Origin of the sequence: Halotia branconii CENA392, assembly GCF_029953635.1 — a bacterium.
GTDB lineage: Bacteria > Cyanobacteriota > Cyanobacteriia > Cyanobacteriales > Nostocaceae > Halotia > Halotia branconii.
The window spans coordinates 4,725,423-4,746,740 of the sequence record NZ_CP124543.1 but is presented as its reverse complement, the minus strand read 5'-3'; the positions used below and the strand labels follow the sequence as shown (position 1 = coordinate 4,746,740).

General features: G+C 39.4%; 11 protein-coding genes and 1 pseudogene. 3 read left to right on the top strand and 9 right to left on the bottom strand.

The window, feature by feature from the left end:
- Positions 1-3: 3 nt before the first annotated feature.
- Both QI031_RS20825 and QI031_RS20820 read left to right on the top strand, forming a co-directional pair.
- Positions 4-1,062, top strand: a pseudogene (locus QI031_RS20825) (WD40 repeat domain-containing protein); the annotation flags it as partial.
- Positions 1,057-1,710, top strand: a complete 654-nt coding sequence (locus tag QI031_RS20820) for a WD40 repeat domain-containing protein (protein ID WP_281486088.1) — start codon at positions 1,057-1,059, stop codon at positions 1,708-1,710. The pseudogene QI031_RS20825 and the gene QI031_RS20820, both read left to right, overlap by 6 nt.
- Positions 1,711-1,766: 56 nt before the next feature.
- Here the strand turns inward: QI031_RS20820 and QI031_RS20815 are convergent, their stop codons facing one another.
- From QI031_RS20815 to QI031_RS20780, 8 genes are all read right to left on the bottom strand, one after another.
- Positions 1,767-3,959, bottom strand: a complete 2,193-nt coding sequence (locus tag QI031_RS20815) for a CHASE2 domain-containing protein (protein WP_281481549.1) — start codon at positions 3,957-3,959, stop codon at positions 1,767-1,769.
- Positions 3,960-3,978: 19 nt separating this feature from the next.
- Positions 3,979-6,684: a CHAT domain-containing protein gene (locus QI031_RS20810; RefSeq protein ID WP_281481548.1), complete on the bottom strand. Its 2,706-nt coding sequence runs from the start codon at positions 6,682-6,684 to the stop codon at positions 3,979-3,981.
- Between the two features lie 165 nt (positions 6,685-6,849).
- A complete protein-coding gene (locus tag QI031_RS20805) occupies positions 6,850-8,607 on the bottom strand; it encodes a ShlB/FhaC/HecB family hemolysin secretion/activation protein (protein ID WP_281481547.1) in 1,758 nt (585 codons plus the stop codon).
- 231 nt (positions 8,608-8,838) lie between these two features.
- Positions 8,839-12,660, bottom strand: a complete 3,822-nt coding sequence (locus QI031_RS20800) for a two-partner secretion domain-containing protein (RefSeq protein WP_281481546.1) — start codon at positions 12,658-12,660, stop codon at positions 8,839-8,841.
- Positions 12,661-12,939: 279 nt separating this feature from the next.
- Positions 12,940-13,872 carry a DUF928 domain-containing protein gene (locus QI031_RS20795; RefSeq protein ID WP_281481545.1) on the bottom strand — a complete coding sequence of 311 codons (933 nt, stop codon included), beginning with the start codon at positions 13,870-13,872 and terminating at the stop codon, positions 12,940-12,942.
- 267 nt (positions 13,873-14,139) lie between these two features.
- Positions 14,140-14,589, bottom strand: a complete 450-nt coding sequence (locus tag QI031_RS20790; RefSeq protein ID WP_281481544.1) for a hypothetical protein — start codon at positions 14,587-14,589, stop codon at positions 14,140-14,142.
- 433 nt (positions 14,590-15,022) lie between these two features.
- Complete coding sequence (locus tag QI031_RS20785; protein WP_281481543.1) at positions 15,023-17,047, bottom strand: FHA domain-containing protein; 2,025 nt, start codon at positions 17,045-17,047, stop codon at positions 15,023-15,025.
- Between the two features lie 142 nt (positions 17,048-17,189).
- Entirely contained in the window at positions 17,190-17,675 is a 486-nt protein-coding gene (locus QI031_RS20780; RefSeq protein ID WP_281481542.1) for an FHA domain-containing protein, read from the bottom strand.
- A gap of 1,436 nt (positions 17,676-19,111) precedes the next feature.
- Between QI031_RS20780 and QI031_RS20775 the strand changes: the two genes are divergently transcribed.
- Complete coding sequence (locus tag QI031_RS20775) at positions 19,112-19,786, top strand: hypothetical protein (RefSeq protein ID WP_281481541.1); 675 nt, start codon at positions 19,112-19,114, stop codon at positions 19,784-19,786.
- A gap of 83 nt (positions 19,787-19,869) precedes the next feature.
- On the opposite strand, the gene QI031_RS20770 is transcribed toward QI031_RS20775, so the two are convergent.
- Positions 19,870-21,183, bottom strand: coding sequence for an NF041680 family putative transposase (locus QI031_RS20770; protein ID WP_281481499.1), 1,314 nt, complete (start codon positions 21,181-21,183; stop codon positions 19,870-19,872).
- Positions 21,184-21,318: the final 135 nt, after the last annotated feature.

The window sequence follows — 21,318 nt, the reverse complement described above, 5'->3', positions numbered from 1 at the left end:
GCTTTCAGCCCCACAGAGAAAATTCTTGCTACTGGTAGTTATGATCACACAATAAAAATCTGGGAGCTTCACAACGGTAAATGCTTAAAAACATTAACTGAAAATGACAGTTGGTTGCGTTCAGTTACTTTTAGTCCAGATGGCAAAATTCTTGCTAGTGGTGGTACTCACAAAATAGTAAGGCTCTGGGATGTGAATACAGGAGAATGTTTGAGAACTCTAATAGGACATACAAAAACTGTTCTCTCTGTCAGCTTTAGCCCAGATAATCAGATACTTGCCAGTGGTAGCAGCGATCAAACAATCAGGTTATGGAACGTCAACACTGGAGAATGCCTAAAAGCTTTACACGCGCATAAACATAATGTAGAATCTGTTGCTTTTAGTCCAAATAATCAGATACTTGCCAGTGGCAGTGCCGATCAAACAATCAGGTTATGGAATGTCAGCACTGGAGAATGCCTAAAAGCTTTACACGCACATGATATTTGGATTAATTCAGTTGCCTTTAGTCCTGATGGTCAGACTCTTGCCAGTGGTGGTGGAGATCAAACGGTGAAATTATGGAATCTTCATACTGGAAAATGCCTGAAAATTTTACTAGGACATACGAGTTCAGTTTGGGCAGTGGCTTTTAGCTTAAACGGCAAAACTCTTGCTAGTGGCAGTAGAGATCAAACATTTAGGTTTTGGGATGTGAATACAGGAGAATGTTTGAGAATTTTTCAGGGATATAACAATGCTGTACGTTCAATAAGTTTTAGTCCTGATGGTCAGAGTCTTATTAGCGGTGGACACGATCAAGTCGTAAAAATATGGGATGTTAGTACAGGTAAATGCTTAAAAGTTACTCAAGAACAAACTGACTTGATACGTTCAGTAGCTTTTAGTTCTGACAGTAAAATGATTGCTAGTGCTGGTCATGATAGAACAGTAAGGTTGTGGAACCCCGATACTGGTGAGTGTCTAAAAGTTATGCAAGGACATAGTGATTGGATTCGTTCAGTTGTCTTCAGTCCAGATTGTAAATTGATTGCCAGCAGTAGTGGTGACGGGATGGTGAAACTCTGGAACACTTTGACGGGTGAGTGTTTTAAAACTTTTCAAGCACTTAAAAGTGTTATCTCAATTGCATTTAGTCCAAACGGTCAATTCTTAGCCAGTGGTGGTTTAGATCGAACTGTAAGATTATGGCATATTCACACTGGCTCCTGCAAAGTAACGTTAAAAGGACACACAAATTGGATTCGTTCAATTGCCTTTAGCGCAGATGGTCATTTCCTTGCCAGCAGCGGTGATGAAGCAACAATTAGGTTATGGGATCTTAATAGTGAGCAATGCTTAAAAACTTTCCAGCATGAGAGTATAGGTGTACCCTCTATTGCCTTGAGTCCAAATGATGAGATACTTGCCAGTGGTGGTTTTGATAACACTATAAGACTTTGGGATGTCAGCAGTGGTAAATGCTTAAAAATTTTACAGGGACATACACAGTGGATCACTTCAGTTATTTTTAGTCCAGATGGTAACACTATTGCTAGTAGCAGTGGTGATGGCACAATTAAGTTCTGGGATATCAAAACAGGCAATTGTGTTAAAACCCTTCGCGATCGCCCTTATGAACGCATGAACATCACAGGCGTTAAAGGCTTAACCTCAGCCGAAATTGCAACACTCAAAGCACTAGGCGCAGTGGAAGACGAAGCATAGTTAATAAATTTTATGATCCACTCCGTGTAATTATGAGTTACAAGTTATACTTATAATCAGGTTTTTAAACTTTCTAAACTCTTTAACACCTCTGTAACCGATTGATATCTTTTGGTGAAATCAAGCTTTACCATTCTATCTAATATAGTGATTAATTTATGACTGACTTGAGCTAATTCGTGCCAATATTGAGAAATTCCATTTGCCTGAGTTAGTACAACCAACTCACCAGTATTTGGATTTCTACCGAATTTTCTGGGGTCTACACCAGTTAAAGCTTGAATTGCAACTATTCCCAAAGCATAAATATCACTGTTAAGTTTTGGTTGTCCGCTAGTTTGCTCCGAAGGTGCATAACCAGGAGTCACAATTGCAATTGTTTGATTTTCTTGTATCTCGTTTATATAGTTATCTTCTCGTTGAGGTTGAATTAGTTTTACAGCACCAAAGTCAATTAGCACAATACGTCCATCTTCTCGACGAATTAAATTATTTGGTTTGATATCTCGGTGAATAACACTATAACTGTGAACAAAGCTTAGGACTTGCAAAACATCTTTGAGTAGTTCTATAACTTGAAGTTCCGAAAGACGTTTACCAGGAGAAATCTCTTTATTCAAAGGATATCCTTTAATAAATTCCTGTACGAGATAAAATTGCTGGTTCTCTTCAAAATAAGCAAGCAACTGGGGAATTTGCTGATGCTTGCCTAAAACCTCTAAAATGTCTGCTTCCGTGTTAAATAAACGTCTTACAACTTTTAAATATTGTGTCTCTTGATTAGCGGGTTTTAATTGTTTGACAACACACTGAGGATTACCAGGACGCTGAGTATCTAGAGCTAAGTAAGTACGACTAAATCCTCCCCCACCTAAATGCTCTGCAATTTTATAGCGATTGCTTAATAATGTATTTAACGGAATTTCTTGCCCAATATTAACAGGATAAATTATCTCTGTTGTGGGAATTGAACTACTTTCACCTTGACGCAAAAGAGCTTGCAACTGTGCAATGGCTTCTTGTTGTTCCTGAACTCTTTGTGCAATTTCTTCTTGCTCTTGCTTGCTTTGATATGCCGTATAACCAAGCATACTTCCTGCTCCCAGCACCAAACCGAATGCTGGAGATACCACAGGAATCCATCCGGCTTGAGTAAAGATAAAAAAGTTACTGCCGATTAAAACAGCTATAACTACTCCGCTGGCAATTCCTAAAGGCATTGGATGCTGAATGCGCGATGCGATGAGTCCTCCAGCTAAACTCCACACAAATATCCACACTACTTCTGCCCATTGGGGTAAAAACCAAAAAAGAGGTTGCTGAGGTTTGAGAACAGCACTAAGAATTTGACTAACGCTATGGGCATGAATGACGACTCCTGGCATTTTCCCTGAGTTGTCTAACTTGCCACTGCTATAAGGTGTGTTAAAAATATCCTTCAAGCTGACTGCGGTAGAACCAATTAAAACGATGCGGTCTTTCACCAAATCTGGATTTACTTTATCCGAGAGGACATCTGTAACAGTCACCCGTTGAGCAATTTCTTTACCGGAACGATAGTTAAGTAGAATTTGATAACCCCCATCATCTACATTCTGATAACCGCCTGAGTTACTTCTAAGAGGTTTAAATAAGGTATTACCAAGCTTAAGTTCTTGTTTTGACGTAAATTGTGGTTGGATACCTCCTACTTCTAAATATTTAAGTGCTAGTTGTAGACTAAAAGAATAAGGAGTAGCACAAGGATCGTTTGCTGCTGGTTCGTGCAACAGTAAATTACGACGAATTGCTCCATCGGGATCTTCTACAATATCGCTAAATCCGACTCTTAATGGTTCAATTCCGTCTGGTGGAGGTATTGCAGGTTCATTAACATTAGATTGTTTGCAGACAGGAACGATAATATCACTCAATTTTAAGTGTTCCAGTAGCTTAGTATGACCGGGTTCTACTGGCAAATCACGAAATATATCTAAACCAATAACTCGTGGTTCATATTCTTCTAACTTATTTAAAAGAGTATTCAGAACTGTTCCTGGTAAAGGAAATTTTAAATTCTTAATGTCCGCTTCAGTTACCTCAACAATTAATAAGCGAGAATCTGCTTTTAAATTGGTGCGTAATTGCATCATTTGGTCGAACACCCTCAATTCAAGAGGCTGGAGAATACCAAGTTGCTGCAAGCCAGATAATAAAATTGTAACGACAACGCTAGAAGCGATGGCAGGAAGTGCAAATAAATTCCTCATTTAGTTCACCTTGTTTTAGTTATTGCCAATTACCTAATAAAACGTAAGGGGCCCAATAATAAGGATGTCTGTTTGTCTGGAGAAGATTTGCTTGAGCCTTACGTAGAGCTTCTGCTTTGGGCATTTTTTCATTAATTAAATTATTGTAAAAATCAACCATCACATCTGCCGCTTCATCATCTGTTACACTCCATAGAGTTGCTAAGGTGCTACGCGCTCCAGACTGAATCGCAACTCCGGCAATTCCTAAAGCTGCTCTGTCATCTCCTTTAGCTGTTTGACAAGCACTAAGCACAAGTAGTTCAATTACTTCTGTTTGATTTGTTTCTCGGTTTCTTAATAAAGATCTGAGTTCATTAACATTGACCTCACCATCGGAAGTAATGATAAATGTGCTTTCTGCTTGGGAACTAAATAAACCATGTGTTGCCAAGTGGATTACAGGTAAAGCAGAAGACTTAACTGCCCTTCTAACAGCTGACTTTTTAAAATCATCGTTCAGCAACTTTTGCTGATTAGAAACTTTAACTTTTTCGGCAATTTGCTTGACTTCATCCTCAACATTACTTAAATCGCTAAAGCTGACACCAAATTTTTCTTGATACTCCTGCTTTCTTGCTTCGGATAATTTACTTAGTCCAGCTACTAATGCTTGTCTTTCTAATCTTTCTGCTGTTAAAGGTGCGGTAGTTGGTAGTAATTGTAAACCCGGTACAATGACAAGATTATAATCCTTTTCTACAAGAAATTTTTCTCCATCATAAAGTGTTGCCATCGGGATATTTCTGAGCGAACCATCTAATATAAATGCCAGATTTTTCACATTTTGTAAATCAGATTGAAACGGTTGTTCAATTAACCAAGAGTTCAAGTTTTGTAAACCAGCTAAAAAATCACCTCCACTAGGTCTGGAAATCTCTTGACTTACTTGCTCGACTGTGCTTTCTAGTATTTCTTTAGTAACGAAATTACCGGCATTATCGACTTTGGGAAATTCTAATTTGTAGCTGCGCTCGGATTTATTTGCAGATTGACTCGGCAGGGAAACAATTACCGCTAAACGGTTGGGTAATATGACTGGATAGATAATAGCTGTATTTTGTTGCTGATCAATATTGTTAATATTAACAGGCTGGGCATTTAAACAAGCTCGGCGAAAAAAGTTATCTAATTCGGCTACTTGCAGCGAATCAATTACTTCTGTTGCTGCCTCAAGATTTTGGGGAGTGGGGTTTCCTTCTAAAAGCAAATTGACATATTCTCGATAAACTGGCTCTACTTCTTCTCGGAAAGAAAATTGCACATCACGGCTGATTGATGCTATGTCATTACGCAAAGATTTGAGATGATTTATTGCTTGCTTGTAAGCACCTTTGGCTTGTGCGGAATTTCCCGTAGCTTTGTAGATACGTCCTAACTGCCATCGCCAGCGATAAGCTATATCTGAGGCAGAAATACCTTCGGCAAGTTGAACTGCTTGTTCACTAAGTTTTTCGGCTTCGGAAAATTGGGCTGTTTTTTCGTATAAACTACCCAAAGTTCCTAAAGCGTAAGCTTGAGCGCGATTATCTTCTAATGTTTTAGCTTCTTCGACACCTACTTTGACTATTTGAGCAACTTGTAACCAAGAAGGATTTGCTGATAGTTTTTGCGTGTCTTTATTATTTGTATTATCTGTTTGTTTGAGCTTGATTAGGCTTTGGGCTAAATTTATCCGTGCGTAAACTTTTTGGCGACTAAGTGGAAGTTGCTCAAACTCAGTTGGTAGTTGAGCCCATAATTTTTGAACTTCTGATAACTGTTTTTTATCTATTAACAGACGTAATTTATTTAGTTGTGCTTGGATTTTGATCGTAGGAGAAGCAGCAGTTTCACTGACTTGACTATAAGTTTGTAATGCTTTTTGAGTAAAATCCTCTGCTTGATTGTTTTGTCTAGTTTCGTTATTTGCTAAAGCTTGGTAAGTATTTCCTAAACTGAGCAAAGTTTCCGCTACTATTTGTGGCGATCGCAATTCTTGGGCTAATTTCTGGGCTTGTTCTAAAACTTGCTGCGATTGCTCTGTATTACCAACTACACGCCAAGTATTACCGAGACTAAGTAATCCTTTGACTTTCAATAGAGAATTTGGCTGTTGGTTTAAGTTGTTCTCTAAATTTTCTAGAGTATCTTGAGCGCGACGGTAAAACCCTAATGTTTGCAGGGCTTGGGTTTGGTTAATTTGACTCCCAATCACACCTGCTTGATCGCCCGCTTTTTGATATACTTTGGTTGCTTCTTCCCAAGTTTTCAAAGCTAGTTGTGCTTTTCCTTGGGCTAATTGCAGTTTACCTTGAGTATTAAGAGCTTGAGCGCGGACGGATAAATACTCTTTGGAACCGTTTTGATTTTGCACTAGCGCCAAACTTCTGTTAGTTGCTGCTTGGGCATCGGATAATCTTCCTAAATGTTGATTGGCTAAGGAAAGATAATTTAATGTTAGAGCTTCGTTTAGTCCATCTCCAGCAGTTTTAAATGCTGTTGCTGCCTGTTGGAAAATTCGAGCCGCTTCGCTAAACTGTTCTTCTTGGTATAGTTTGATGCCTTGGTTTAATTGTTCTTGTTGATTGCTAGAGTTTTGTGGACGAACAATTGCTGGGGGGCTGATTTGGTTAACTGGCTTGGCTGCGAGAGATATGGGATTGGCGATTTGAGATAGTGTCGTTAAAAGAATAATCGCAGACATGGCTTTTCGTTGGTTTGTAGATTTTGGATGTTAGATGTTGATTTAGGCGTTATATAATTGCGGGATAATTTTGGCGTTGTTGAGTATAGTTTAAAAAGCTCACGCAAAGGCGCAAAGGCGCAAAGAAGAACGCGAAAATTAGGACTTTTGCAAGAGGTTTAATATTTAAAACGGTTGAGTATAAAGTATGGAAAAATAAAGTCCATTTTCTTGCCAAGAGTTTTTACTAGAATCAACAGAAATTAAAGGAATACCCCAGTCCAAACGGGCTGTAAAGCGATCGCTCTGCTGCCATAAAAGACCTAATCCAGTGGAAGCGATGGTATCATTGTTCAAAGGCGTTCTACCTGCTTGCGAATTATTCCAGGCAGTACCAAAGTCAACAAATGGTGTTAGTGATAGCAAACCATTGATTTGAGGAACGCGCAAAACTGGATAGCGCAACTCCGCAGATGCTAAAAAACCGTTATCTGCTAAGAGAAAATCTTGACGATAACCCCGGACTGTGCTTTGTCCGCCGATACCAATTTGTTCGGAAGGTAGAAGCGCTCTATCTGCAATTTGGATATCTCCGCGCACCAGTAATAAGGTTTCTGGAGCCAGCAGCCGTACCCATTGCGCTTGTCCGCGCCAGGAGATAAATTCACTATCGGGTGCGTTGTTATTAACGGTGGCATCAAAAGCATTGATACCCAAGCTGAACTGAGAACGAGCTGCAATTACTTGTTTATCACTGCGCTGCGTCCAATCTTGAAACACTCGCACTGCGGATACTTTTGTCTTACCATCTTCATCTGCACCGGGAGAAGGATAAGGTAAACGTACTCCGGCTATTGCTTCTAAAAAACCAATATCACTTTCTCGACGAGATGCTGTGATTCCTAATGCAAATTCTGTAGTCGGAGTTAGGATTAGCGGTTGGCGGTAGGTGATACTGTATTCTTCAGAACTGCCTTCAATCTCTAAAATATCGAAGGGTTCTTCTATTACTTTTGTAGACGAATTATTGTAATCGATGCGTACAGTCCCGTTGCGGGGATTAATTGGTAAAGTATAGCTAACATTCCAACTGTTGCTACCATCGGTATTAGCATAAGCAACACTTAAACCATCTCCTAACCCCAAAAGATTAGCTTCATTGAGTTGAATTTGGCGTTGAAAGCTACCGATACTAGGTGCGCGGTTGTTATCAAGTTTTATTTGAGCAGAACGGGTTTTTGCTTCTGTCACCTTTACTTCTAAAATACTAGTACCGGGAGACGTTCCTGTTGCTAACTCCGCCGAGATGTTTTTTAGTAAAGGGTCGAGTTGCAGTAATTGTAAGGCTTCTAGAAGTTTTTTCTGGTTGAGAGGTTTACCTGTGGCAATAGCTAGACGACTACGCACGTAACTAGGATTCAATCGTTTTGTGCCGCTGACTTTGATACTTTCTAAGCTACCTTCAACTACTTTAATTGTGACTACACTACCTTCTTTGTTAAAAGTTTGATTGGCAGGAATATAAGCACCAGAGGTAATATAACCAGCATCAAGATAAAGTTTAGTGATAGCATCCGCAGCTTGGAGAAGTTGGGCAAAGGTAATTTCTTCACCAGTAAATTTTTCAGTTACTTTTGCTAATTGTTCTTGACTAAAGACAGTGCTATCTTCTACCTGAAAACTTTTAACTTTAATTGTTCCTTGCAGTTGAGTCGGTAAAACTTCTATATTTTCTGGAGTAGAGGGAATTACTGGAGATGGAAATAAATCTTCTACAGGAGGAAGTGTTTCTGGAACCGGAGTAGGGGGAGTTGGTTGTACTCCTCGTTGAATATCTGAGCCAGGCGCATCGGGAGTAGTTTGTGCGTTGACTGAGTTAGTATTCAGCAGTACGAAAGTCAAAGCGAGTAGGCTAAGACAAAAAGGGTAACGAGTAATACTCATCTTTATTATTTGTTGAAAATTAAATCGTTATTTATGTGTTTCGTTATTCAAAAACTTAGATACAGCAAAGCTTGCAGAGACAAAAATATTAATTATCAGTAGCCGTATCGTACTTGTTACAACAGTTTTCATGTATTAGATCTCTTGCAAAAGTCTTTCTGCGCTCTTCTTTGCGTCTTTGCGCCTTTGCGTGATCAAAAAACTGTAAATACAACTACTGATAAGCGACATTTAACGAACAGGACATGATTGCGGAGCAGACCCCAACTTTTCCGCAGTAGCTTTGGATGTACTGGAAATTAGCGTCACTTCGCCATTTTCTTTAAATACCCAACCAGTCGCAGGGATAATTTTTTTAGCTTCTGCTTTTGGTGTTTTGGCTGTAGTATTGGCTCTTAAATTTTGGGGATTAGTTGCTGTGGTGCGCGTATCTTCCCATACTGCATCGCTGCTGAGGGGTTGGTCGGGACTGGGAGGTAAACCACCGCGTCCGGTAACTTTAAATTCGCCAGCAGTATCTTCGTCAAAAGCGGCACAGCCTTGGTCGATTTGGTTGGAAGGGTCAACTACATCTACGGGTAAGGTAGTGATACCACTTGCTGGGTCTACATCAGGAGAGTTAACTGATACTGTGCCATCTATGCCAGAGTTTGCTTTAGCACTTATCTCACTCTGGCTTTGATTGTCAAATACCCCGGTATCTTCTTTTTCAAAACCAATTACACTTAAAGTATTGACTTCAATCCTACCACCTTCTGTATCATTGCCAAAAGCATTAGCTCTAATATCATTATTTTGTGAAGGGACAGTAACAAGAATACCTTGACGATTGTTTTTTTCATTTATAAGTATTTGACCGCCATTTCCAACTGCGGAAGTTGTTATTTGACTACTATTCAGCATCACCAGTACTTTCGGCACAGTCAATATAATGTTACCGCCATCAACAGTGCTTGTTTCAGCAGTAATTTTTCCATTGTTGAGGATAAGTTGATCGCCTACTAGAGTGATGCTACCTGCTTTCACATTGCTATTTGGTTCTGGCTTCCATGTACTATTGCTGTCTACTTTTATTTCAGCACCATTGCCAATAAAAACTCGTTTGGGGTCAATATCGATATTACCTGCCAAACCTTGAGATGTTTCTTCTGCTGTACTAAAAATACCAGTTCCATTACCTGTGAGAGATACATCATCAATCGCTTTTACAGTAATTGAACCAGCACTTCCTTGACCACGAGTACTAGCATTAATCTGCGCTCCTTTTTTCAAGGAAAGTGATCGCGCTTCAATATTAATATCTCCACCTGTACCTGTAGTCTCCTGATCTAATATACTAGTAATTGCAGTCCCAACATCATCAAGAGTTACTGCATTGCTAACATTAATATCTATTGTTCCAGCATTACCGTTTCCTGCTGGAATTAATATACCCTGACTGTTACGAGTAGCTCCACGAACTACAGTTTGTATTTGAGCATTATTTTTTAGCTCAAGCGAGCCTGCATTAATGCTAATCTTACTTACCTCGCCACTAATGCTATTTGCCCCACTATCTATAGTGCTGAAGATGTTAGCGTTATCAAGAAGCACTGTACCATTTTTTGCTTCGATAGTAATGTTCCCTGGATTACCATTTCCAACAGTAATGTTACTTATTTGAGCGCCACTAGTTAGGGAAAATTCTCTTGCACTAACAGTTATATCTCCTGCATTACCCTGCCCAAATGTATCACTGCGTAGTTGAGAACCACCTAAAATTTTTAGTTTATCGGTGACGTTGACTGTTATTTTGCCTGCATCAGCTAAAGTTATCTCACCTTGTTGATTTGTTAATGCAAGACCAGATGTTAGGGTATATAGTTTCACTCCATTATCTAAATAAAGTGAACTAGTTGTGATGTCAATATTTCCACCTTTTCCAAAACCAAAAGTACCACTATTAACTTTAGACCCATCAAATGTAACAGTACCTTTAGCAGTAATGCTGATTTTCCCTGCATTACCAATTCCATAAGTATCCGAGCGCAGTTGAGAGCCGTTTGTCACGTTTAAATCATCATCTACATTAACGATAACATCACCTGCATTATTATAGATAAGCGTCCCGTCTGGGTTATAGGATATTCCTCCAAAAGTAATGTTGGAGAAAAATGCACCATTTTTTAAATCGAGCGATCGGGCGTTGATTTTAATCTCTCCACCTTGTCCATAACCAGATATTCTGGATTGCTGATTGCCAACCTCACTGGATATAAAACTAAGATTATCTAAAAAGACTTTGCCGCCTTTAGCATCGATTTTTATACTTCCTGCATCACCGTAACCAAGAGTGCTGCTATTGATTTGAGCGCGGTTTGTCAGGTTTACATCATCATCTACCTTGACTGTAATATTACCTGCATTATTATAGATAAGCGTCCCGTCTGGGTTATAGGATATTTCTCCATAAGTAATGCTGGATAAAGCTGCACCATTTTTTAAATCGAGCGATCGGGCATTGATTTCAATATCTTTTCCTTGTCCAAAACTAGGTATTCCGGATTGCGGATTGCCAACTTGACTTGATGCTCCAGTAATTGAACCATTTTGAATTATGGGATTACCGTCTTGATCCGGCTTTAGACCATCAAAAGTAACAGTACCTTTAGCAGTAATGCTGATTTTCCCTGCATTACTACTTCCAACAGCATCCGAGCGCAATTGAGCGCCGTTTGTCAGGTTTACATCATCATCTACCTTGACTGTAATATTACCTGCATTCTTATAAATACGCGTCCCGTCTGGGTTAAAAGATTCTCCTCCATAAGTGATGCCGGATAGAACTGCACCATTTTTTAAATCGAGCGATCGGGCATTGATTTCAATATCTCCACCCTGTCCAAAGCCAGGTATTCCGAATTGCGCATTGCCAACTTGACTTCCTGCCCCAGTAGGTAAAAAGCTAGTTAAACCATTTTGAATTATAGGATTACCGTCTTGATCACGATATAACCCATCAAAAGTAACAGCACCTTTAGCAGTAATGCTAACTTTCCCTGCATTACCACTTCCAGAAGTATCCGAGCCCAGTAGAGCACCGTTTGTAACATTTACGTCATTATCTACTTTGACTTCTATTGTTCCAGCATTTCCTGCACCGAAAGTTTGAGACAGTACCTGAGAACCACTAGTAATTGTTAGGTTTTGAGCGTTAATATTAACATTACCAGCATCTCCTTTTTCAGATGCTCTCGTTGCTAGTATAGCACCGCCTTCTAAGGAGACTGACTTAGCTGTAATATTTATATCACCTCCCTTTGTAGAATTAGTAAAGCTAAGAATTTGGTTTCCTTTCAGAGAAAATTCTCCACTTGCAGTAAAACTGATATCACCTTCACTTGTTTGCAACCCTCTTTGCAAATCAAGATTTCCACCAGCTAGCGTCAAATTTTTTCCGACAGTTAAATTAGCATTATTAGGATCAGGATTAGCAACACTCCTAATATCCCCTGGATTTGCACCAAACTGCAACCCAGGAGTTACGCTAACACTTAACAAAGGTGCAGCTTGTGGATTCTTGGCACTAAACTCTAAACCACTCTCAAACACAAAACTATCTGCGGTTGTAGCTAAAAACGAACCCGCAACATCTAAACTTGCATTTGGCCCAAAAACAATTCCGTTAGGGTTGAGTAAAAACAAATTAGCGTTACCATTAACACCCAACGTCCCCAAAATATTCGAGGCATTATTCCCAGTCACGCGAGTCAAAATATTTTCAATCCCGGTAGGATTAGCAAAATAAACCCGTTGGGCATCACCAACATTAAACTGAGAAAAACTTTGTAATAAATTTACACCTCTAGTCGCCCCACCTTCAATCAACGTTGCTGGTAGTCCGCGCACATTACCATTAGGCGTTACCAAAGAAGACTCATTACCTAGAGTACTATCAGGGACAATTTGGGCCAAAGCTGAATCACAAAGAGTACTAACGAGTGTATTACAGAGGGCTAAAACACCTAACAAACCTACCTTACAAGAGCCTTGCCACAATTCTAGAGTCATCATATCTGTTTTCTCCCGATTGATTAAATGTGAATGAATCAAAACTTGTTTAAATTGAAGACGTTGTGTTGCAGAAATTTTTTACTTATTTAACGTGAGTTTGATGAGTTACTCTCAGTTCTGGAATTACCCCACCCTAACCCTCCCCTTGGAAAGGGGAGGGAACTAGATTTCTCAGTTTCCCCCCTCTTTCCAAGGGGGGATTAAGGGGGGTAATTAGATTTGTGTGTACACCAGAGGCCTTTTAGGAGGGTAAGGTTTGTCGAACTCACGTTTATCTACTTACTGCAATAAAGGCGCTTGAATAACTTCATTTTGAAAATCTACCGACTTCAACAACTCTTGCCAATATTGCTTAATTTCTGCATCGTTAGGATTTTGGCGACGTAAATCGGCTACAGTTCTCAAAGCATTTTCCCATAACTTATTTTCGACATAAATTTCCACCTGTTCTTGCGGTGCAGCAGTTTCTAAATCAAGATTTAAATTTTCATTGGGCTGAACTCTTTTCACTTTGCCCTCTAAAGCCCAATCTGTATCCCGACTGTTATTGCCGCAAATAACAGAAAATACCCAAGTGTACTCTTTGTTCAATGCTAAAGGCTTACCTGTTTGAGAAGTTAAATTAGCTCTCACAATCCCAGATTGTTTGTTTGGCGTTAAGGCTACTGTCTGTAATTTTTCAAATGTCTTATCATCTCGTACAACTAATTCCAATGATGTTACTTTAGGGATTTGGGGAACATAAAACAAGAAACTAGGATACTCAGCAGTTGTAGTTACACCATCTGCATCTGACGGTATTAAAGGAATAATCAATTGACGAGCTTGTTCGCTCTCAACATCAAAACAACCTCCCCGCGTTCCACCAACAGCTCTTCTACCTGTTCTTGTCCTGCTGTAGGCAATACGAGAACTGTTACGACGAGCGAGGTAGCGATTCATATTGGCTATGGCTCTTGTGGCATACTTATCTCCAGGGCGATGGCCTAATGCTTGCTGAAAATAATTCCTAGCGGCAGTATAGTTTCTACGTCTGGCAGCAGCATAACCCTGTCGCATCAAACTGTCATAACTAGACGTACCTTTACCTGCTAACAACGTAGTATTATCAACATTTTCCGATGAATTGACTGCTGCAAGCGAAGTCGAATCCAACAAAGACGCAAATAACAAAACAATCCCCAGAAAGCTGATTTTAGATATTAGTTTCATAACTCTTTTCACCCATTTGTATTAGAGGATGTTTGAAAAGTCATAATTGATGTATCAAATATTTTTTTACCCCTCTCTAACCCTCGCCTTGGAAAGGCTACGGTGTACATAGAAGTTATTGAATTACCCCACCCTAACCCTCCCCTTATAAAGGGGAGGGAACAGGATTTTCTTGTCTCCCCCCTTTCCAAGGGGGGATTAAGGGGGATAAAAATTTGATTAAAATCACAGCAAATCACTTTTAAAACAACCTCTTAAATTTAATTACTAACTACTACGACTCCATCTACCTATCCACGCACCACCTCGAAACCGCGCTCTAGGAAATAACAAGCGCATAACTACCCAAGAAGCACAATAGAATGCAAACCAAACAACACTGTAATGAAAAATATAAATTGGTAGAGAAAATTGCTTTTGGGGAATATTAGGTAATCCAATTAAATTTATTACCAATGCCAAAAAAACACCTTCAACAATTGCTGCCAAAAATTGCAAAACACTAGGCCAATCATGATCCCAAAAAAACTTTTGTAAATAGTTATAAATAACATCCCAAACTAAACCAAAAAGCCCAATGTAAAACAGAACCCAAAAGTAAATCCATTCAACTTGTTGTAATCCATTTTTTAAAGCAAAAGGTAAGGAAAATAAAACCCCAATAGTTGCTAAAAGAAAAATCCGAGATTGCCAGCGTCCAATTAATGTAGGTGTCATGCCCCTCTTCTATAACTTTGCGGATTAAAATGAATGAAAGAATGTGAACTGATTGAAATTCCAGCCAAATTTATTTAGGACTTACGCAAGAACTCTTTGAAACCCTCTTAACTTCGTGTCCTTAGTGTCCTTTGTGGTTCGTTTTTCCATAATTTTGCGTAAATCCTGTTATCAAAAAATTAGGTTTAAAACCGTACTTCCTGTCGGTTCGCTAACGCCCCTTGTGAGGGGAGCATCCCAAATGTGCAAGTTTATTTTTATCCGGTATTTGGACTTAGGTAGAGAATGAAATAACGAACCGCAAAGAACGCAAAGGAAAGAGGTTTGTACAGGGTTTTTGTGCCAGTTCGGTGTCTTTTGACAAAATTGGGATGCTCCCCTTGTGAGTGGCTTGATTTAATTGCGAATTGCGAATTGCGAATTGCGAATTGATTCATGGTTGTTGATTGGTTGCCCATTTAATCCATTGCCATAAAGAACCTAAACCATTTAGATAATGTATATCTGGAGCTTTTGCAGCAACTAAAGCATCCGCTGCTCTTTGAGCCGCATATTGCAAGCCTAAAAATGTATCAATTGCAGCATAAGGGCCGCCCAAAGTTAAAACCCCGGAAACATACATTCTGCCGCGCATATTTCGCATTTCTTTCATTTCAAAATCTTTAGCAGCTTGCAAACCACCATAAGGAGACAAAGACAAGTTATAGCGGTTAATCAAATCCGCAAATAAAGGATTATTTTCGGGTTTAGCTTCCAACCCTGTAGAGTCAATAATGAAATCTGCTGCTACCTCTAACAATCCTTCTTGATTTCTGATAAAAGAAATAGGTTTTCCTTCATGGTTACGTTCTACCTTTTCTACTTGCCCAAACTCAATGGTGTACCACCCAGCATCTAAACCTTCTTGAATAATTTTTTTCCAATCTGTACGGTCTGCTGTCGTAGTTCCACCCCAATCTTTAAGTAATTCATAACGTTTGGCAGGGGAAGCTGCTTCTAACATAGAACGCATGTCACCCCCCCATGTGGCTTTCGGCCAGTTATAAGGTTGAAATTCCCAGTTATTCTCAACTTTACGTTGAGCCGAACCAAACTTATAACCTTCTTTGACGGGGGTACGCATTACATGGATAACTTTTATTTGACGATTCTTGCGTCTGGCTTCCCAAATTGTTTGGATAATTCGAGATGAAACAATCCCTCTACCGCGAATAATTACCGTACCACCCCGATTTTCTAATTGTTTGTAGATATGCTCATGTTGTTCGTAAGCATTAACTACAGATTTAGAATCGCCAGTATCTTGGCGGTATTTTTGCAAATCAGGCAAAAACTTAATAGCAGGATATCCTGTGGCAATATGCACATAACGACCGACTAAATATCCATGCGATCGCTCCGAGGCTTGAGGCACAGAATAGGCGATCGCATAACGACCATCTGTTGTTTTACGAATAGCCCGGATACGACCGTATTTCAGCATTTTCGACCAACCAATACGTTCGGCTTCTCGGTCAATAGATTCAAATACTCTTCCAGATAAAGGAGTATAAGTATCTGCAAGCAATGGCTCTGAAAAAACCTGCCACAGACGCTTTAATGCAGAACCTACTTCACCAGAAAAGATTTCTTGCCAAGCTTCTCGCCAAGCATAACCAGGCCAACCCCACAGATTATCTGGGCAAGAATCAGAACCAGAACGTAATCTTTCATAGGGAGGAATTTGAGAGTTTTGACAAAGACGCTGATAACGTCCGTATGGTTTTTGTTCTAAACCAAGAACAGTAATTTTATCTGGCTTTACTCCATAAATTCTGATGTGATCCACCCATGCAAAACTACCTATACCCCCTCCCAAAGCAACATACTCTTGCTCTTGAACGGGTTCTCCTGTGGCATAAAGAGATTGCATATCTACAAACTCTGACGCAATAAATTCCCGTGGAGGAAAAGAAGCTAAATACGTAGGTTTGAATGGCTCTGCTTTGGGATCTGGTTGGTCGGTTTCTAGGTTAAAGGCAATAGTTGAAGGCGGAGATTCATCTACTGCTTGTTGACTAAAATTAGTGACTTCGGTTTCTAGATCTAATATAGTTGGAGGTTGATTGAGGATTTCTGTACCATCAATCTCGTTTGTCAAACTTACACTGATCTGAAATGGCCCGATTTGCAGGGCATCTCCAGTATTCAGAGGGCAACTAGACTTATGTAATAGATTCCCATTGACCCTTGTACCATTGGTACTTATGTCTTTAATAGTTAACTGACCGTTAACAAAATAGATCAAGGCATGAAAACTAGAAATCTCCCTGCTTTTTAAAACGACTTTTTTTAAAGATTGATTTTCATAAATATCAGGTATACGTGCAAGTTCTCGTCCTATCCCCAAAGGAATAGTAGAAGAATGCTTTTGCAGTTCTTGATTACCAGGATCTTCCCAGGTTAGTAATATTTCCATAATTGGGACTGTAAACCAACTAACGTTAGTTCGGGTTAAGAACTCAACTTTGATTATTTGGACGAGAGAATAAGGCTTTCACGCTTTTAAAACTAACTACAAAATCAACGTTCTAGGTTATCCCCAACTCAGGTTAAATATGTTAGTTGTCATCAGATAACAAAGTTGTTTCAACTGCTTGTAAAGAAAAACCACAATGAGGACAGAAGTCTCCTATATATTTGTAAGGAATTTGATGACCATTTAAACATCTAACTCCATACGACTGTTGAGATTGAATGATTTCAATTTGTTTAATTTTTAAAGAAATTTTACCTAGTTGAATTAGACTTCCTGAATAAACACCTATTTGTTCATAAATAATTTTCCTCCCATCAACAATTACAGGATTTGGTTGAGGTCTATTAGACGTTGAGTTTTTGATAAAAAAGCAATTATTATGAAAGTCGTAAAACATTATTGCGTGCAAGCGAGAGATACTCTTCTCACTTATAGGCAAGATGATATCACATTGATTTTTATCCCTACCAATAGAAATCTTTCCTTTTTCTTTTAAATTATCTTCTGAAGAAATTATTTCTGAACGCTGACGACCATTTTCAATCCATTCTAAAGTTATTTTGTACATAAGTGTCTTTCTACAAAAAAAATATAAATGTATTTGAGCAATATTTTGAATTTTTTAGTAAATTGTAGTCCCAGTTTAAAAACTTATTTGCTGTGAGAATCTACTTGAAAATCATTTAAAAATTGATTATATAAAGAATTATATAAGAAGACGGGACGGTTGATTTATCTTCATTTAATCTTCATTTAAGATACGTCGTTATGATGATACTAAAATCCAGTTAGTTGCGTATTTAATAAATGATTAAAGTCATTGAAATTTTGTAATGTGTATGTTCAAGTCAGACTATATATTGTAATTGGCAATAGCAAGCATTATGTATATTAAAGTCAAAAGCATATAGCTTCATGATTTAATACCTCAGATAATACAGTAAGCGGCACTATTAAATATCAATATTGACTTAGGTTAGGAAACAACACTCTAAAAGTAGATTAATTTATAATTAGGTTTTACGCAAGCTAAATTTAATAAATAGAAGTACTTTATATTTAAAAAAATATTTGAAAAGTTCTTAGATGCTAAATATTATGTTATTTGCCTAATTAAAACATATTAATGTTTATTAAGATAACATAATATGCATTTTTTTTAAGAAAGTTTACCAACAAGAATGCTATTCCATTTATGGTCTAGTTCAATTCTTCTGACTCCTGAACTCTTAGCTACCATCACCATAACAAAGGGTGAGCGCATTAGCCTACAAGAGGTACGTTCCACACAGTTATCAACAGGCTTGAACATTGGTGTGCTGTCTAAACAGACATCATTGATACAGTTTTTTTGTCAACATTCTCAGTTGTAATTTAATCGTAAGTTGAATAGCTTTTACACAAAAAACCGATATCTGCAATATCCAAAACTCATATAAAAGCTCATACAAAAACTCATACTTTTTATAAAAAAACAGCGAGTTTCTATTTGTCACTGTACTAATATTGATGTCATTGAGGGTGCGAAACCTGAAATTTCTAGCTTTCAATTTAGAAAGGCGTTTGGTAATATGCTCTTTAAGCATTTTCTAGGATGACAAGGTTAGCATAAAAGAAGTTTTGTACGTTGCTTGACCAAAGCTTGTATTTACCAACTGGATCATGACATGATAAAGGCGATGTTTTTGTTGGCGCAGAGCTTCAGAAACAGCTAGTCAACAACGTTGAGCATTGTACCGTCCCACACCCCTACAGCACCATCAACACATTCGCCAACACCGCAATCTGCCGCGCCACCAGCTGCTTTGCCCTAGCTATCTAATTGGTGTTGTTTGCAGGTAAGCTGAAAAAACATATAGCAGCAGCCATTCCTCCGTGATAGTAAAGTTACCTCGCCACCGCCCACAAAGACATTTCCCGGATGCCAAACGAATAATTGTGAAATGTGAGTTAAATTCGTGTATACATTGCGACACCACATTAGTTAGTCTTCCATCTTGGCACATGGGTAAAACAATTCAAACTCTAGAGGGGGCAGTGTTTGTGGCAGGCAAGGGGAAAAAATGTGCCAACTCAGAATGTGAATATTTTGGTCAGCACTACTTAGCTGGCGGTGTATTAAAGTATAGTTTACCTCAAAGTACTTATGGTTTAGATGTACTGGCATTTATTGGTTGGCAACATGAACATGAGCATCAACAGTTGGCAGAAATTCGGCGTTCATTAAACCAGCGTGGCGTGGAAATTAATGAGAGTAACGTGGGTAAATTATACCGTCAATTTTTGGCACTGTTGGGTGGGACGATGGCACATACGCCGGAGAAATTAGCTGCTACAGCCGCTGAACATGATGGTTTGATTTGGGCAATTGATGCTTTACAGCCAGAGGGTCACGGGACTTTGTTATACGTATTACATGAAGTATTAAGTGGTACACCAGTCAGTGCAATTCAGTTGCCACAGGCACAAGCACAAGGGTTAATTGAGTGGCTGCAACCATTCAAGGATTTAGCGTACAAAGTGCTGGCAACCTTGTCAGATGGAGAATCAGCAATTATTACTGCGATGAATTCAAGTTGGCCAGATGCACCACATCAACGTTGTCAGGCACATTTTCTCAGTAATTTGAGTGAAGTGGTGCTGCCATTAGATCTTGAGTTTGGACTAATCTGCATTTAGCAGGAATGAAGAGAAGGCAAAAGAAAGTTACCCAGCTTTGTTAGAGGCTGAGTTAAGTGGAATCGTTAAAAAAGAAGCAGAAACTAAGCAGCAGTTAGATTAGCGTTCTTAAGTGATTCTTCGGTTTTAGGTTTTTTAGATGCGTGTTTTTTGACAGTGAGATAACGGGGACGTTGAGGTGGCTGATGCCCTTGGGCACGCCCAGGTGATAACCCTTGAGTTTTCGGGGGTTGAGCAGGAGTGCCAATAGTGGCTAAAATTAGAGGAAAGGCTTGTGCTACACGTCCTGGAGACAGTTTATCCTGAGTCGATTGCCAGGGCAAGGGGGAATCAATACAGGCAACTCTTGCGAACCAGAGTTGCCAAGTTAGCAGGGGCATCAAGTCACTCCATCGCTCTGCGGCCCGAGTAGAACTCAATTGAGGCTGTGTCCAATATAACCTCTGCTTGGCAAATCGATACCAATGCTCTAAAGCAAAGCGGCATAGGTATTTTTGCCAGAGATTCTCTAATGGAGGCATTGTCTGACCCAACCAAGCTAGCCATAAAGGTTGAAACTTCCGATTACGTCCTACTGGTTGGAGTACCTCGACGCGAATGATTTCCATTGCCCGGTTTGGGGACTGAAGGAAATGAAATCCACTCCAACGCATTACTTTCACTCGACCAACTTTCGGGTCTTCAACTTCCAGAGTTTCAGTTGCCTCTGGCCAAGTTTGGGGGTCATTGAGCTTAAACTTGTGACCATGTTTACATGGTGCGCCTCGTCCTTTATAAGTACCGGGTGTACCCCATACACATCGGTTAGATGCTAAACGCAATAATAGGTCTGCGTTAATCTCCTCCGTGGCTTGGACAAATTTGGCGTTGCCGTAGCCTCGGTCATAAGCTGCAAGTGGTCTAGTGCCTAACTCACGGGTGACAAGTTTTAGTTGGAATGCGGCTTTACTCGTTGGCGTTTCAAAGGTGGTTATCCGTTCATGTTTCAACGGTAATGCCCAACTCCCATCCGCCTCTGGTATCCACGCTAACGTACTGTAACTTTGTCCGATGCCTATGCTCCCCCCTCTATCCCCATGAAAAGTTCTTTCTTTTAGTGTCTTCGCTTCTGGTCTTGCCCAAAAGCTATGATCTCCTGCTAGAAATGGCTGTTCATCCGTCTCTACCTCCTGTACCAGTAGCTTCATCAGCAACATTTTCGGTGGACGACTATCATGTAGTGCTGCATAAATGCTCGACCATTGCCGTCGAAATACTGGGCTTTGTGACAAGCTTACAAATGATGGGATACTCGGACTTGTCAATACTGCATCCATCAATTCAAATACTGCATCTTTGGCCTTCCCCAAACTATCGTAGATACCTTGGCGGAATTTTTCTAGTTGTGTCAGGATCATCACGTCAATGATTTATTGATTACTTTCATTGACTTTACGGCAGTCAGTGTTACTGCTGACTGCTTTTCTCTAGCTTTTTAGTCCAAACTCCAGTTGATAACTTTTCTATTTAATAGCAAAATCTTACTGTTTTCG